The organism is Streptomyces sp. SAJ15, assembly GCF_007595705.1.
Taxonomy (GTDB): Bacteria; Actinomycetota; Actinomycetes; order Streptomycetales; family Streptomycetaceae; genus Streptomyces.
On the sequence record NZ_NISY01000004.1, the window covers coordinates 369,977 to 385,236 of the forward strand.

Below are 15,260 nucleotides of genomic sequence, written 5' to 3' on the forward strand. Positions count from 1 at the left end.
CCCGCAAGGCCCCACCTCGGGACAACCCCGGCCTCATACTCGGGTTTTCCCCACCCCCGATCCGCCAGCAGCCGCCATGGTCCCGGCCCCCGTCCGCTCCGTACGTTCGAGGAGCTGAACGAACGGGCGAGGCGGAGGGACGGACGGCCATGGGGCTGGGCGGTAGGCGGCGGCGGGCGCGGGCGGCGGAGGCGCCCCGGAGCACCGGGGACTGGGCCGTGGAACTGCGCGGTGTGCGCCGCCAGTACGGGCGTGGGACGGGCGCCGTCCACGCGCTGCGCGGAATCGATCTCGCCCTGCCGCGCGGCAGCTTCACGGCCGTCATGGGCCCCTCCGGCTCCGGCAAGTCGACCTTCCTGCAGTGCGCGGCCGGACTGGACCGGCCCACCGCCGGCTCGGTGATCCTGGGCGGCACCGAGATCACCGGCATGAGCGAGAACAAGCTCACCGCTCTGCGCCGCGGCCGCCTCGGCTTCGTCTTCCAGGCGTTCAACCTGCTGCCCTCCCTCACCGTCGAGCAGAACGTCGTGCTGCCGATGCGGCTCGCCGGGCGGCGCCCCGATCGGCACCACGCCCGCGAGGTGCTGGACCGCGTCGGGCTGCGCGAGCACGCGCGGCGCCGCCCCGGGCAGCTCTCCGGCGGCCAGCAGCAGCGCGTCGCCATCGCCCGCGCCCTGGTCACCCGCCCCGACGTGGTCTTCGCCGACGAGCCGACCGGCGCCCTGGACACCGGCACCGCGGCCGATGTGCTGACGCTGCTGCGGCAGGCGGTGGACGGGCTCGGGGCGACCGTCGTCATGGTCACCCACGACCCCGTCGCCGCCGGCTACGCCGACCGGGTGCTCTTCCTCGCCGACGGCGTCGTCGCCGACAGCCTCAGCCGCGGTTCCGCCGCGGAGATCGCCGCCCGGATGACCCGGCTCACCGCCGGCACGCGCCCCATGGTCGGAGCGGGGGCATGAGGTCCCCGACCAACGGGCTGGCCCGCGCGGCGGTGCGGTTCAAGCCGTCCTCCTTCGTGGGCACCTTCGTCGCGCTGTTCCTGGCCGCGCTCGTCGTGTCCGCCTGCGGCATCCTTCTAGAGACCGGAATACGCGCCTCCGCGTCCCCGCGGCGCTACGCCGACGCCCCCGTGGTCCTCGCCGCCGACCAGAGGTCCCACCTGCCCGTCGGCCAGGGTGAGGACCGCTACGACGGCGGCGCGCCGGTGCCCGACCGGGCCCGGCTGGACGCCGCGCTCCTGACCACGGTGGCCCGTACCCCCGGGGTGGCCGCCGCCGCGCCCGACGTGACCTTCCCCGTGCGCGGCGACGAGGGGCCGCTGACCGCGCACGGCTGGGGCGCCGCCCCGCTCACCGGGGTGACCCTGACCGCGGGTGCCGCTCCGCGCGGCGGCGAGGTGGTGCTGGACGGCGCCGCCGCGCGGGCGCTGGGCGTCCGCCCCGGCGACCGGACCACGCTGACCACGCCCGACGGTGACCGGGAGGTCCGCGTGGCGGGCGTGGCCCGCGCCGGCGCCGAGGCCGGGCCCACGGTCTGGTTCCCCGACGACCGGGCGCGGGAGGCATCCGGGCACTCCGACCGGGTCGACGCGATCCTGGTCCGCCCGACGTCCGGCGTCACGCCGGACCGGCTGGCCGACCGGCTGAAGAAGGCCCTCGACGAGCCGCGCGGCGCGGCCGCGCGCGCCGCGACCGCCGCCCGGGTGCACACCGGCGAGGACCGCGGCGGCGTCGAGGAGTCCGGCCTGGCCGGGGCGAAGGAGATGCTGGTCGCCCTCGGCGGCTCCTTCGGCGGCATCGCGGCCGCCGTCGCCGTCTTCACCACCGCCGGCACGGTCGCCCTCTCCATCGGCCAGCGCGGCCGAGAGTTCGCGCTGCTGCGCGCCATCGGCGCCACCCCGTGGCAGATCCGTCGCTCGGTGGCCACCGAGGCGCTGCTGGTGGCGCCGGCGGCGGGCGCGCTCGGCTGCCTGCCCGGCATCGCGCTGGCGCACTGGTGGTTCGGCCAGCTCAAGGAGAAAGGGGCGATCCCCGCACCGGTGGAGCTCGCCGTCTCCTGGATACCGCTGGTCTCGGCGGTCGGTGCCGGCCTGCTCACCTCGTTGCTCGCCGGGCTGGTCGCGGCCCGCCGGCCCGCCCGGATCAGGCCGGGACAGGCGCTCGGAGAGGCCGCCGTCGAGCGCCTCCGACCCGGCTGGATCCGCACCCCGCTCGGCGTGGCCGCCCTGGTCGGCGGCGTCGCGCTGGCGGGTGTCGCCGCCCACGAGTCCGGCGAGGACGCGGCCAACGCGGCGCTCGGCGTCGTCATGCTCTTCATGCTGGCGGTCGCCCTGCTCGGCCCGGTCATCGCCCGCTGCTGCGCCTGGCTGCTGGGCCTGCCGCTCCGCGCGGGCTCCGCCCCCGCCGCGCTGGCCTCGGCCAACTCCCGCGCGAACGCCCGCCGCCTGGCCTCCGCGATCACCCCGATCGTGCTCGCCATGGCCTTCGCCTCCACGCTGGTGTTCCTCCACACCAGCGAGGACCATGTGATGACCGAGCAGCGCCGCGCGGGCATCGTGGCCGACCACGTCATCGGAGCGCCCGAGGGGCTGCCCGCCGACACCACCGCGCGAGCCGCCGCGACGCCCGGCGTCGCCACCGCCGTCGGCGTCCTGCGCACCGGGGTGCTGGTCCCGGTGGGCTCGGGCGCCGACCGCTGGCTGGAGAGCGCCTCCGCCCAGGGGGTGTCGAGCGGCGGCCGCGACCTGGCGGCCGTCCAGGACCTGGACGTGCGCACCGGCCGATCCGAGGAGATCGGCCGCCCCGGCACGGTGGCCGTCGACTCGCTGCTCGCCCGCTCCGCCCGGGTGAAGGTCGGCGACCGGCTGGATCTACGGCTCCCGGACGGCACCGAGCTGTCGCCCCGGATCGTCGCCACCTACGGCCGAGGGCTGGGTCTCTCTCAGGTGACGCTGGCCCGCGCGGCGCTCGCGCCGCATGTGACCGCGGCGTACGACGGCGATGTGCTCGTCCGCGCGGAGCACGGCGTGGACCGGGCCGCCCTGGCCGCCCGCCTCGCCACGCTCGGGGAGGTCGGGGACGCTGACGGCTACGCGGCCGGGGAGGACGAGGACCGCGCGGTGAACGCCTGGGCCAACACCACCATGGCGGCGGTGCTCGCCGGCTTCGCCGCCGTCTCCGCCGCCAACACCCTGGTCATGACGGTCCTGGACCGCCGCCGAGAGCTGGGCACGCTGCGTCTGGTGGGGTCCACCAGGCGCCAGGTCCTGGGCATGGTCCGGTGGGAGGCGCTGCTGGTGGCCGTCGCGGGCATCGCCCTGGGCACCGCGATCGCTCTCGCCACCCTGGTGCCCATGATGCGCGGACTCACGGGGGAGGACCCCTATATCCCGCCGCTGCTGTACGCGGCGTTCGCAGGTGCGACGGTGGCCGTGGGGCTGGCCGCCACCTCGCTACCGGCCCGCGCGGCGCTCCGTTCGACCGCCCTCGCGACGGGCGGGCAGAAGCGGTGACCGCCCGCCCGCCCACCGTCCGGCAGGACGTCCATGGCCGTCTACGGCCTCGACGACGTATACGGCGTCGGCGACGTATACGGCGTCGGCGAAGTCTGCGGCCTCGGCGGCGTCTTCCGGAACGCCCACGCCATCCTGGGTTCCATCGCCCAGCGGAACATCCGCTGGACGGGTGGGGTGCACAGGACGGTGACCACCGCGGCGGCGATCAGAGAGACGGCGATCTCCCCGAGCGGCTTGTGCAGCCAGGCGTACTCGTCGAACCAGCCCCAGAAGCGGGAGCCCTTGGCGAGGAAGCCGTGCAGCAGATAGCCGTAGAGCGTCCCGGCGCCGAGCACCGTGAACCACATCCGGCGCCGGGGCACCCAGGACAGGAAGCAGACGACCAGCAGCATGGAGCAGCCGAAGAGGGCGAGGGTCATCACCGGGCCGGTCCACGGCGGAGCGGCCAGCTCCTGCACGCTGTCGCGGTGGTAGAACCAGGCGGAGTTCATCCGGGGGGCCGCCCAGTAGGCCACCAGCACGGCGCAGCCGAACGCCGGGAGGGACAGCAGCCGCACCTCACGCCGTCGCATCAGCTGGAAGTGCTCGGCCTTCATACACAGGCCGATCACGAAGAACGGCAGGAACTGCAGCACCCGCTGGAGGTCGAGGTCGTCGCCGATGTCGGGGGAGACGGAGGCCAGCACCGCGATCGCCAGGGCGAGCGGGACGGGCCAGCGCACCAGCTTCCAGATCGGCGTGGTCAGTCGCCAGACGAAGAGCGCGGCCAGGAACCAGGTGAGGTACCAGGGGTCGAGCAGGCTGAAGTCGTACGTGGGGTCGTCGTCGGCCCAGCGCTTGAAGAACGTGTAGGCGAGCTCGAAGATCACGTAGGGCACCGCCACGCCGGTGATCAGCCGCTGGAGACGGTCCGGCCGCATGTCGAAACTGCGTGAGAAGTAGCCGGAGATGAGGATGAACGCGGGCATGTGGAAGGCGTACACGGTCATGTACAGCGCCTCGGCGGCCCGACTGCCGTCGGTCAGCGGCTCCCAGGCGTGCCCCATGGCGACCAGCACGATGGCGAGGTACTTGGCGTTGTCGAAGAACGCGTCTCGCTGCTTCGGCTGACCTTTGCCCGGTGGGGTGGGCTCGGCGGGGCGGGGAGGGGCCTCGCTTACACGGGCGGGGGGAGCGGGGAACATCTGCGGCACGATAGCGCCGCGCGCGCAATTCGTAAAACCGCGGAGTGCTCCCCTTTGACGCTCGGGGGATTTTCCGTTGCCCTATGTGAATTGATCTCGGCGTGATGGCCGATCTGTACCGTTTCATCCTGTTTAAACGGTGCATATGCCCCGGAACCGGCGCAGGCGAAATGTCCAAATCAATGGTGCTTTGGTGGTTCGCCTGGTGGGCTCTTTATCGAATTCGGAATTCCCACTCCGAGTGACTGATCGACTCCGAATTCGGCCCGCCGTGCATACCCTCGAATTGTGTGTGGGGTCACTTTCCGGTCGTCGTTCCGGGGTGGCCGGCCGGTGGCTCAAGGGGGTCGTCGGCGGGCTCGAGGACTGTCCGACGATTCACCAGCGGCCTCCAAGGCGGGGCGAGTTGATGGCACGATGGTGGTGGCGGGGGGTGTGCGGGTCGTGTGCCTCCCGGGCTGGTGAGACGTGTGGCGACCGAGGTGAGTGATCTGTTGTGGCCATTTCCCTTTCATTGGTGCTCCTGGTGGGCATCATCCTGGTGCTGATGATTCGCCAGGGCCAGGTGAAGTGGGGGCCGGCGCTCGTCGCGGCGCTCTTCGGCTTCCTGCTCGCCTCGACGGACATGGCCCCGGACATTCAGAACTTCCTGGACTCGGTCGCGGAGACGATCGGCGATATCAACCCCTGAGCCCGCCCCCCGGCCCCTCTCGGCGGCGCGTGACGCGTGCGGCTCCCGCGGCGGGCGTCGCGATCGCGAACGGTCGGGTGGGGCGCGTCCGGGTGGAGATGGGGCGCCTTGAGGCGTGACGCTCGAACGGAGGCGTCTCCGCGCTCGGGCGCGCCCCCGGGGGCGCGTCGCTCCGGGCCGCGCGCCGGGTGTCGGGTGGCGTGTGACGTGTGCCCGGCGCCGGGTGGCGCCGGCGGTCGTCACACGCGGGATCGCGGCGACCCGGTCGTCATGGGCGGGAAACACGAACGGCCCGGTCGGGGGATACCCCCGGCCGGGCCGGACCATGGAGCGGGCGACGGGAATCGAACCCGCGTAGCCAGTTTGGAAGACTGGGGCTCTACCATTGAGCTACGCCCGCGTGCGCCGCGTGAACATCCCTTGGTCGAGAACCTCGGGCCACGGCACGGTGTGCATCGTAGCGGGTCCGGTGGGTTTCCCGCACACCCCCGCCTGCCAGCGGAAAAGCAGCAGCCAGGGCCCCTCCTGGCCATGTACCCTACGTGTCGCACCGACGGGGTGTGGCGCAGCTTGGTAGCGCGTCCGCTTTGGGAGCGGAAGGTCGTCGGTTCGAATCCGGCCACCCCGACCATCACACAGGCAAGATCACATTGTGGGGCTCATCCAGCGTGCGGTTACTATGCAAGCTGCGCGTCTGTGTCTCTCTGCTACCGGGCGCGATCAGCTGGACCGCTGAAGCGCGACCGCTGAAGCCCAGCGTCAGCAGATACCGAGAAGTCAGCCCCAAGGAGACCGAACCGTGAAGAGCGCCGTGGAGACCCTGAACCCGACTCGGGTTCGGCTCACTGTCGAGGTGCCCTTCGAGGAGCTCAAGCCCAGCCTCGACGCGGCGTACAAGAAGATCAACCAGCAGGTCAGCGTGCCGGGCTTCCGTAAGGGCAAGATCCCGGCCCGGGTCATCGACCAGCGGTTCGGTCGTGGCGCCGTGCTGGAGGAGGCCGTCAACGACGCGCTCCCGAAGTTCTACACCGAGGCCGTCAACGAGGGTGAGCTCAACCCGCTGGGCCAGCCCGAGGTCGACATCACCGAGCTCAAGGACAACGAGCTGCTGACCTTCACCGCCGAGGTGGACGTCCGCCCGACCATCGAGATCCCGGACTACTCCGGCATCGAGGTCACCGTCGACGCCGTCGAGGTCTCGGACGAGGACATCGAGAAGTCGGTCGAGCAGCTGCGCGACCGCTTCGCCACCACCTCCGTCGTCGAGCGCGCCGCCGCCGAGGGTGACGTCGTCACCATCGACCTGGAGGCCAAGGTCGACGGCGAGGTCCTCGCGGACGGCGTCGCCCAGGGCGTCAGCTACACCATCGGCTCCGGCGAGCTGCTGGACGGCATCGACGCCGCCGTCACCGGCCTGGAGGCCGGTGGCAGCGCCACCTTCACCTCCGAGCTCAAGGGCGGTTCCGCCAAGGGCAAGGAGGCCGAGGTCAAGGTCGACGTCACCGAGGTCAAGGCCCGTGAGCTGCCGGAGCTGGACGACGAGTTCGCCCAGCTGGCCAGCGAGTTCGACACCCTCGACGAGCTGAAGGCCGACAGCCGCAAGCGGCTGGAGCAGGCCCGCAAGTTCGAGCAGGCCACCCAGGCCCAGGAGAAGGTGCTCGACGCCCTCCTGGAGCTGGTCGAGGTCCCGATGCCCGAGAAGCTGCTCGAGGACGAGATCAAGACCCGCAAGCACAACCTGGAGCACCACCAGCTCGGCCAGATGGGCCTGACCCTGGAGGCGTACCTCCAGATGCAGGACAAGACGGTCGAGGAGTTCGACGCCGAGACCAAGGAGCAGGCCGAGCGGGGCATCAAGACCCAGTTCGTCCTCGACGAGCTCGTCAACAAGGAGAAGCTGTCGGTCGGCCAGGAGGAGCTCACCGAGCACCTCGTGCGCCGTGCGCAGTCCTCCGGCATGAGCCCGGACCAGTTCGCCCAGGCCGTCGTCGAGGGTGGCCAGGTGCCGATGCTCGTCGGCGAGGTCGCCCGCGGCAAGGCCCTCGCGGTCGTCGTCGAGGCCGCCACGGTCAAGGACAGCAACGGCGAGGTCGTGGACCTGGACGACGAGGACGAGACCGCCGAGACGGTCGAGGCCACCTCCGAGACCACCGAGGAGGCCGCCGAGGCCGCCGAGGAGAAGACCGAGAGCTGAGCCTCGGGGGCGCTCCAGCCCCTGACAGCTCGTGTGAACGGGCCCGGAAGCGCACTGCGCTCCCGGGCCCGTTCCCGTGTCGCGAGCCCCTCCAGCGGACGCACGCGGCCTCTGCCGTACGGGTCCGGGGGTGGGGAGGTCGCGGGCCTGGGCCCAGCCCGGGCGCCCGAGGGGCCGGAGCGCGTCAGCGAGTCACTCGAGGACGCGGCGCCCCCCCCCCCCCCCCCCCCTGCGGGCGCGGCAGCGGTCGGCGCGAGGTCGCACCCGACGCCGGGCGTCCGGCGCCGCGATCCGGCTTTCCCGGCCGGCACGGCCAGCCCGGTCGCCTGAGGCGCCGAAGGGTGTCAGCGAGTCACCCGGGGGCGCGGCGCCCCGCGTGGGTCCCCGAAGGGACCCCAGATGTCACGCGCGCCCGCGCGGGGCCGCTCAGCCCGGCCCCGGACCGCGAATACGCCACGCCCCATGCCAGGCCGTCTTTGCCGGCGCTGAGAGCCCCCGTAGTCGCCCGGGCGGGCGACTACGGGGTCAGCTGGCCGTACTGCGCTGAGCCGTGAGGTTGCGGCCAGGAGGGCTGTGGCACGGCGAGACCGCCATGGTGGCGGCGCCCGCGCGGACGCCGCGCCGGCCGGCCGCGGACCGCGCGGCGCGGCGCGGGACAGTCGACGCCGGCGCCCGGCGCCCCGCGAGATCCGCGCGAGAACGTGCGTACCGCGCCCCGGGGACCCGGCTCCCGACCGCGGGGGTTCGGGCTCCCGGCCGAAGCCCGTGTCGGGCTCCTGGCCGGCCTCGCCGCGCCCCGCAGTGCCCGTGAGTCCACTGATGCCTCTGAGACCCGCAGGCACCCCCGCACGCGCCGGCTCGGCGCCCCCAGGCGCGGCCGCTCGGGCGCCTCGCCGCTCCGCGCCCGTGCCCAGCGCCGCTCGGCATCCTGCGCCCGTGCCCAGTCGGACCATGCGCGGCCGCTCCGACGCCTCGCGCCGGTGCCGAGCGGCCATTCCGGCGTCCCGCGCCCCTGCCCTGCGGTCGCTCCAGCGTCCCGACTCCACGCCCATGACCGGCCGGTGTCGCGCTCTGGCGCCGCTCGCCTCCCGCGCCCCGACACGGGCCGGCACAGGGCCGCGCGCGGCCTTACCGTCCCCGGCACGGCGCCGCGCGGGGCCGCACCCGCCGGTGAGCGCTGAGCGGGCCCGCGCGGAGGCCGGCCCGTCCGTCGCGGCGGGCCGGGAGGGGCGGGGGCGCCATCCACATGGCGCGGGCGGTCGGCCGCCCCGCGGAGAGGACGGGCGCCCGTGCGCCGACGCGTCAGCGCACGGTCACCCCCGACACGCGGTGGCCCCCGGGCCGGGCCGAGGGCGCCGGGTGCCGTTCGAGAGCGGTGGTGCGGGCGGCTCGGAGGCCGGGGGCGGGGGTCTTCGCGGGGGTGAACCTGCGCTCAGAGCGAACAGTTCCTGATGCGGGATGGCGGCCGGTCACCAGCGCGTTAGGGTCCGTAGATACGAGGGCAGGGGAGTCCCCACAGCCCGGAAGAACCCGAAGATGATGCTGAGACGGCGCGCGCCGCCGTCAGAGACGAGCAGGTGGACACGTGACGATTCCGATGCCTTCCGCCGCCAGCGAGCCCAACCTCGGTGGCCTCGGCGACCAGGTCTACAACCGACTGCTCGGCGAGCGGATCATCTTCCTCGGTCAGCCCGTCGACGACGACATCGCCAACAAGATCACCGCGCAGCTGCTGCTCCTTGCCGCCGACCCGGACAAGGACATCTACCTCTACATCAACAGCCCCGGTGGTTCGATCTCGGCCGGCATGGCCATCTACGACACCATGCAGTACATCAAGAACGACGTGGTCACCATCGCGATGGGCCTCGCCGCGTCGATGGGTCAGTTCCTGCTGAGCGCCGGCACGCCCGGCAAGCGCTTCGCGCTGCCGAACGCCGAGATCCTGATCCACCAGCCCTCCGCCGGGCTGGCGGGTTCCGCCTCGGACATCAAGATCCACGCGGAGCGGCTGCTGCACACCAAGAAGCGGATGGCCGAGCTCACCGCCTTCCACACCGGTCAGTCGGTCGAGCAGATCACCCGTGACTCGGACCGCGACCGCTGGTTCTCCGCCGAGGAGGCCAAGGAGTACGGCCTGATCGACGACGTCATGACCACCGCCGCGGCGGTGCCGGGCGGCGGCGGCACCGGCGCCTGAGCGCCCTCCGCCCCAGCCCTTGATCGCTCATCACGAGGACGGTGACACCCACATGAACAACCTTTCCGGCATCAGCCGCTACGCCGGCCCCCGGGCCGAGTCGCGCTACGTCGTTCCGCGCTTCGTCGAGCGCACCTCGCAGGGCATCCGCGAGTACGACCCGTACGCCAAGCTCTTCGAGGAGCGCGTGATCTTCCTCGGCGTGCAGATCGACGACGCCTCGGCCAACGACGTGATGGCGCAGCTGCTGTGCCTGGAGTCGATGGACCCGGACCGTGACATCTCGATCTACATCAACTCGCCGGGCGGCTCGTTCACCGCGCTGACCGCGATCTACGACACGATGCAGTTCGTGAAGCCCGACATCCAGACGGTCTGCATGGGCCAGGCGGCCTCCGCCGCGGCCGTGCTGCTCGCGGCCGGCACCCCCGGCAAGCGGATGGCGCTGCCCAACGCGCGCGTGCTGATCCACCAGCCGTACAGCGAGACCGGCCGGGGACAGGTCTCCGACCTGGAGATCGCCGCCAACGAGATCCTGCGGATGCGCTCGCAGCTGGAGGAGATGCTGGCCAAGCACTCCACCCAGCCGATCGAGAAGATCCGTGAGGACATCGAGCGCGACAAGATCCTCACCGCTGAGGAGTCGCTGGCCTACGGCCTGGTCGACCAGATCGTGTCGACCCGCAAGACCTCCGTCGGCGTCTGACGGAGACGCCCCGTAGGCGGCGCCGGACCCGGCGCTGACGCGTACGAGTGGCGTACGAGCGCGGCACGGTCGCGCTCCTTGCCCAGGTCGCCCCCTTGGACCGGGAACGGCGGACACGGTCCGCACACCGAGTCGGTCCAAGGGGGGCCCGCACACCGGGCCCGGCAAGGTACCGTCATAGGGGGCTGGGGCCTGCCTCCAGGCGAACAAGCAGCAAGCGCAGCGCAAGCACTCGGGTCCGCGGAGCAAAGCGGATCCCAGGCGAAGGGGAAGCACCTCGTGGCACGCATCGGTGACGGCGGCGACCTGCTCAAGTGCTCGTTCTGCGGAAAGAGCCAGAAGCAGGTGAAGAAGCTCATCGCAGGCCCGGGTGTGTACATCTGCGACGAGTGCATCGACCTCTGTAACGAGATCATCGAGGAGGAGCTCGCGGAGACCTCCGAGGTGCGCTGGGAAGAGCTTCCCAAGCCCCGCGAGATCTACGAGTTCCTCGAGGGCTATGTGGTCGGCCAGGAGGCCGCGAAGAAGGCGCTGTCCGTCGCCGTCTACAACCACTACAAGCGGGTGCAGGCCGGCGAGAACGGCGGCAACCGCGACGACGGCATCGAGCTGGCCAAGTCCAACATCCTGCTGCTCGGCCCCACCGGCTCCGGCAAGACGCTGCTCGCCCAGACGCTGGCCCGGATGCTGAACGTGCCCTTCGCCATCGCCGACGCCACCGCCCTCACCGAGGCGGGCTATGTCGGCGAGGACGTGGAGAACATCCTCCTGAAGCTGATCCAGGCCGCGGACTACGACGTCAAGAAGGCCGAGACCGGCATCATCTACATCGACGAGATCGACAAGGTCGCCCGGAAGAGCGAGAACCCGTCGATCACCCGCGATGTCTCCGGCGAGGGCGTCCAGCAGGCCCTGCTGAAGATCCTGGAGGGCACCACCGCCTCGGTGCCGCCGCAGGGCGGCCGCAAGCACCCGCACCAGGAGTTCATCCAGATCGACACGACGAACGTGCTGTTCATCGTGGGTGGCGCCTTCGCCGGTCTGGAGAAGATCATCGAGGCGCGGGCCGGCGCCAAGGGCATCGGCTTCGGCGCCACCATCCGCTCCAAGCGGGAGATCGAGGCGAGCGACCAGTTCCAGGAGGTCATGCCGGAGGACCTGGTGAAGTTCGGGATGATCCCGGAGTTCATCGGCAGACTTCCGGTCATCACCTCGGTGCACAACCTCGACCGTGAGGCGCTGCTGCAGATCCTCGTCGAGCCGCGCAACGCGCTCGTCAAGCAGTACCAGCGGCTCTTCGAACTCGACGGTGTCGAGCTGGACTTCGACCGGCCCGCCCTGGAGGCCATCGCCGACCAGGCGATCCTGCGCGGCACCGGCGCGCGCGGACTGCGCGCCATCATGGAAGAGGTCCTGATGTCGGTGATGTACGAGGTGCCGTCCCGCAAGGACGTGGCCCGCGTCGTCATCACCGCCGACGTCGTCCACTCCAACGTCAACCCGACGCTCGTGCCGCGCACCCGCGGCGGCGAGCCGGGGGAGCGGCACGAGAAGAGCGCGTAGCCGACACACGGAAGAGGGGCCGTACGGCGTGCTGCCGTGCGGCCCCTCCGCGCGTCCGCTCCGCGCCGCCGTGGATCACTCGGCCGGCTTGCGCGTCTCCTCGTAGATCCCGGCGGTCACCTTCGCGAACTCCTCCAGGTCGACGTCGTCGACATTGGTGTTGTCCGCGTCCAGGTCGAGCACCATCGCCGCGTCCGTCTTCTCCGCCCAGGCGCACACCGGCGCGTAGTACTCGTCGTACATCTTGACGACCTCGCAGCTGAGCTTCGGACCGTCCGCGCCGTTCGGCTGGAACGACGCGCGCTTCTTCTCGACCGCGGCCTTGCCCCCGGACTCGAAGCTCTTGAACATCTCGTCCTGGATCTTGGCCGGGTCGCCGATGTCGCCGTACATGCCGGAGAAGGACAGACCGGAGTTCGGGTCGTCGGCGTGCTTGTAGGAGGCCAACACCGAGGTGGTGCCCTCGGGCATGTCCTGCTGCACGCTGGTCCCGGCGTCCTTGAGCGCCTTGGTGTCCTTGTCCAGCTCGTAGTCGTCCTCGTGCAGCGACTTGGGCGTGACCAGCCGCATCGCGTCGGTGGACTCGTCCTTCTTGGTCAGGAAGAAGGCCCCCACGGCGACCGCGGCGACGACCACCACGGCCGCCGAGCTGATCGCGATCACCTTGGTCCTGTTGCTCCCGCCGCCCGGCTGCTGCGGGGGCGGCGCCTGGCCCGGTCCCGGCTGCTGCGGATAGCCGTACCCCGGCTGTGCGGCCGGCTGCTGGGGGTAGCCGTAGCCGGGCTGTGCGGCCGGCTGCTGCTGCGGGTAGCCGTACCCCGGCTCCTGCGCGTACGGATTGGACCCGCCCGGGGGCTGCTGCGGCGCCCCGCCGTACGGGTTGGGCTGACCGCCCCCGTACGGACCGGGCTGGGGCGGCGGCTGGTTGTAGCTCATGGGGATCCCCTTCGGGGTTCGCTGAGAACCGGTGGGCTGGGCGACGCGGACGCGACGGCGGGCCGTGGCGGGAGGGCGCTACGGGAGGGCGACGCGGGTCTCGGTGCGCACCTTGGCGGTGGTCGCGCCGGCCTCTTCCAGCGTGACGGTCTTGCCTGAGGTCATGGCCGCCGCGTCGCTGAGCGCCACATAGCCGATGGTGCTGCTGTCGCCCCAGATGCAGAACGGGATGGTGAAGGAGGCGCTGGTGCCGGCGGCGCCGGTGAACTTGACGTTCTGACACTTGAGCACGGCGCCCGCGTCCAGGCCCGGCGCGTTGATCTGCTGCGGGCTGCCGTCCAGGGCCGCGGTGCCGCCGCCGCCGAGGTTCGGGTCCTTCTTGGCCTCTTCGGCCATCTTCGTGAACATCGCGTCGACGACCTTGTTCGGGTCGCTGACGGTCCCCCAGACGCCGCTGAACTGCATCTGCTTGGCGGAGAGGCCCTCACCGGCCTTGTACTCGGCTCCGGTGGAGTCCGTGGTCACGACCCCCAGCTGGGAGAGCTCGGACTTGCTGTCCGAGAAGATGGAGTCGTCGGCGCCGCTGGCGGGGTCCTTCTTGTACTCGCTGACCAGCACCGGCGGGGTCTGCAGCTTGTACTTCTTGTTGTCGGCCGGGACGTCGGCGCCACCGTTGGCGCCACCGTTGGCGCCGGGGACGGTGACCTTCTGGCCGCCCTTGCCCTTGCCCTTGCTCTTCTTGTCGTCGTCGTCACCGCCGGTGAACATGATGACGCCGCCGATGATCGCGCCGACCACCACCAGGGCACCGACGACCAGACCTATCGTCTTGTTCTTGTTGCCGCCGCCCTGCGGGGGCATCGGCACCTGCGGCGGCTGGCCGTACGGCCCCGGCTGCTGGGGCTGGCCGTACGGGCCCGGCTGCGGCTGCTGCGGGAAGCCGTAGCCCGCCGCCTGCGTCGGCTGGCTGTACGGGTTCGGCTGCCCCGCGGGCTGCTGAGGGTAGCCGTACCCCGGCTGGCCGGCCGTGCCGCCCTGGCCGTACGGGTTGGGCTGCTGGGGCTGGCCCTGCCCGTAGGGACCGGGCTGCTGCGGCTGGCCCTGCCCGTACTGGTTGTAGCTCATGTCAGTCCTTCGTTTGATTGCGTGTTGCCTTCGGGGCGGGCCCGACGTGCTACCCGTCGATCTCGACGCGGGCGTCCTTCCGTACCTTCGCCGTGAGTTCCGCCGCGTCCTCCAGTGACATGCCGCCGCTGCCCAGGACCGCCGCGGCCGGGTCCGCCATCACCGTGACGCCCAGCGTGCTCTCATCGCCCCAGACGCACGCGGGGGCCTCCATGGATCCCTTGGGGGAGGCGAACTTCAACATCTGACACTTCAGTACGTCCCCGTCGAAGCCGTCCGGGGTGAAGCTCTGGGCCGCGCCCTGGGGTTGGGCCGTGTCGCTGTCCTGGAGGGCCTTGACGATGCCGGCGAGGGCGAGTTCGGCTCCGCGCGCGGGGTCGGATATCTCGCCCCAGACGCCGGTGAACTTCATCATCTGCTTGCCGGCACTGAGGTAGTTGGCGGCCACCAGGTGCGGGTCCTTGACGCCGGGGACCTGCTTCAGCTGCTCCTGCCCCGACTCGGACAGGTCCTTCTCGCTGGTGCCCGAGCCCTGCCGGGCGTAGTCGCCGGCGACGGTGTCGGGGGTGGTCAGCTTGTACGGGCCGGAGTCGCCCGAGCCGCCGCCGGTCAGCAGGACGGCGCCCACGCCCACCGCGGCCAGCGCCAGCAGCGCCCCGCCGGCGAGCGCGAGCTTCCTGCCCTTTCCGCCGCGGGGGGCGGGAGCGGGCGGTGGGTAGCCGTAGCCGTAGCCCGGCTGGGCCTGGGCCTGCGCGGGGGCCTGCGGCTGCGCCGGCTGGCCGTAGGGACCCGGCTGGGCGTACGGCCCGGGGGCCGGCTGCTGCGCGTACGGGCCGGGAGCGGGCGCCTGCGCGTACGGGCCGGGCTGGCCCTGGCCGCCGCCGGCCGAGGGGTAGCCGTAACCGGGCTGCTGGGCGTAGGGATTCGGCATCGGTGGCTGACCTGCGCCGTACGGGCCCTGCTGGGACCCGTAGGGCCCGGGCTGCGGTGGCGGCTGGTGGTAGCTCAAGCGTGCCCCTCTTTTGATGCGACGATGCGACGGAATGCTCTTCGATGCTCGCGACAGATGCGCAACATCCTTCCCGACGTCATACGGACGCTTGACGCCGGGGCGACAACGGGTTCGTAACGGAGTGGCGGGGCC

11 protein-coding genes and 2 tRNA genes are annotated in these 15,260 nt (G+C 71.9%); 8 read left to right on the plus strand and 5 right to left on the minus strand.

The features are described 5' to 3' along the window. Window positions 1-149 precede the first annotated feature (149 nt). Window positions 150-962, plus strand: a complete 813-nt coding sequence (locus CD790_RS14200) for an ABC transporter ATP-binding protein (protein ID WP_144383566.1) — start codon at window positions 150-152, stop codon at window positions 960-962. Continuing rightward, entirely contained in the window at window positions 959-3,514 is a 2,556-nt protein-coding gene (locus tag CD790_RS14205; RefSeq protein ID WP_144383567.1) for an FtsX-like permease family protein, read from the plus strand. The genes CD790_RS14200 and CD790_RS14205 overlap by 4 nt, the downstream gene beginning before the upstream one ends. A 41-nt stretch (window positions 3,515-3,555) precedes the next feature. Here the strand turns inward: CD790_RS14205 and CD790_RS14210 are convergent, their stop codons facing one another. Continuing rightward, window positions 3,556-4,701, minus strand: a complete 1,146-nt coding sequence (locus tag CD790_RS14210) for an acyltransferase family protein (RefSeq protein ID WP_144383568.1) — start codon at window positions 4,699-4,701, stop codon at window positions 3,556-3,558. Between the two features lie 496 nt (window positions 4,702-5,197). Here CD790_RS14210 and CD790_RS14215 point away from each other — a divergent pair, with 496 nt between their 5' ends. Then, on the plus strand, window positions 5,198-5,392 hold the full coding sequence (locus tag CD790_RS14215) for a hypothetical protein (protein WP_144383569.1): 195 nt from the start codon (window positions 5,198-5,200) through the stop codon (window positions 5,390-5,392). A gap of 326 nt (window positions 5,393-5,718) precedes the next feature. On the opposite strand, the gene CD790_RS14220 is transcribed toward CD790_RS14215, so the two are convergent. Then, a tRNA-Gly gene (locus CD790_RS14220) sits at window positions 5,719-5,792 on the minus strand. 154 nt (window positions 5,793-5,946) lie between these two features. Between CD790_RS14220 and CD790_RS14225 the strand changes: the two genes are divergently transcribed. From CD790_RS14225 to clpX, 5 genes are all read left to right on the plus strand, one after another. Then, window positions 5,947-6,023, plus strand: a tRNA-Pro gene (locus tag CD790_RS14225). 168 nt (window positions 6,024-6,191) lie between these two features. Further along, on the plus strand, window positions 6,192-7,586 hold the full coding sequence (gene tig, locus CD790_RS14230) for a trigger factor (RefSeq protein WP_144383570.1): 1,395 nt from the start codon (window positions 6,192-6,194) through the stop codon (window positions 7,584-7,586). 1,597 nt (window positions 7,587-9,183) lie between these two features. Next, the gene (locus CD790_RS14235) at window positions 9,184-9,786 is read left to right on the plus strand and encodes an ATP-dependent Clp protease proteolytic subunit (protein ID WP_144383783.1); all 603 of its coding nucleotides are present in this window, start codon (window positions 9,184-9,186) and stop codon (window positions 9,784-9,786) included. Between the two features lie 52 nt (window positions 9,787-9,838). Then, complete coding sequence (locus CD790_RS14240) at window positions 9,839-10,492, plus strand: ATP-dependent Clp protease proteolytic subunit (protein WP_144383571.1); 654 nt, start codon at window positions 9,839-9,841, stop codon at window positions 10,490-10,492. A 279-nt stretch (window positions 10,493-10,771) separates the two neighbouring features. Further along, a complete protein-coding gene (gene clpX, locus CD790_RS14245; RefSeq protein WP_144383572.1) occupies window positions 10,772-12,055 on the plus strand; it encodes an ATP-dependent Clp protease ATP-binding subunit ClpX in 1,284 nt (427 codons plus the stop codon). A 75-nt stretch (window positions 12,056-12,130) separates the two neighbouring features. Here clpX and CD790_RS14250 read toward each other — a convergent pair whose 3' ends face one another. The 3 genes from CD790_RS14250 to CD790_RS14260 form a co-directional block, all read right to left on the minus strand. After that, window positions 12,131-12,991, minus strand: coding sequence for a hypothetical protein (locus CD790_RS14250; RefSeq protein WP_144383573.1), 861 nt, complete (start codon window positions 12,989-12,991; stop codon window positions 12,131-12,133). Between the two features lie 78 nt (window positions 12,992-13,069). Beyond that, window positions 13,070-14,116: a hypothetical protein gene (locus CD790_RS14255; protein ID WP_144383574.1), complete on the minus strand. Its 1,047-nt coding sequence runs from the start codon at window positions 14,114-14,116 to the stop codon at window positions 13,070-13,072. A 49-nt stretch (window positions 14,117-14,165) separates the two neighbouring features. Continuing rightward, complete coding sequence (locus tag CD790_RS14260; RefSeq protein ID WP_260867571.1) at window positions 14,166-15,047, minus strand: hypothetical protein; 882 nt, start codon at window positions 15,045-15,047, stop codon at window positions 14,166-14,168. Between the last annotated feature and the right edge of the window lie 213 nt (window positions 15,048-15,260).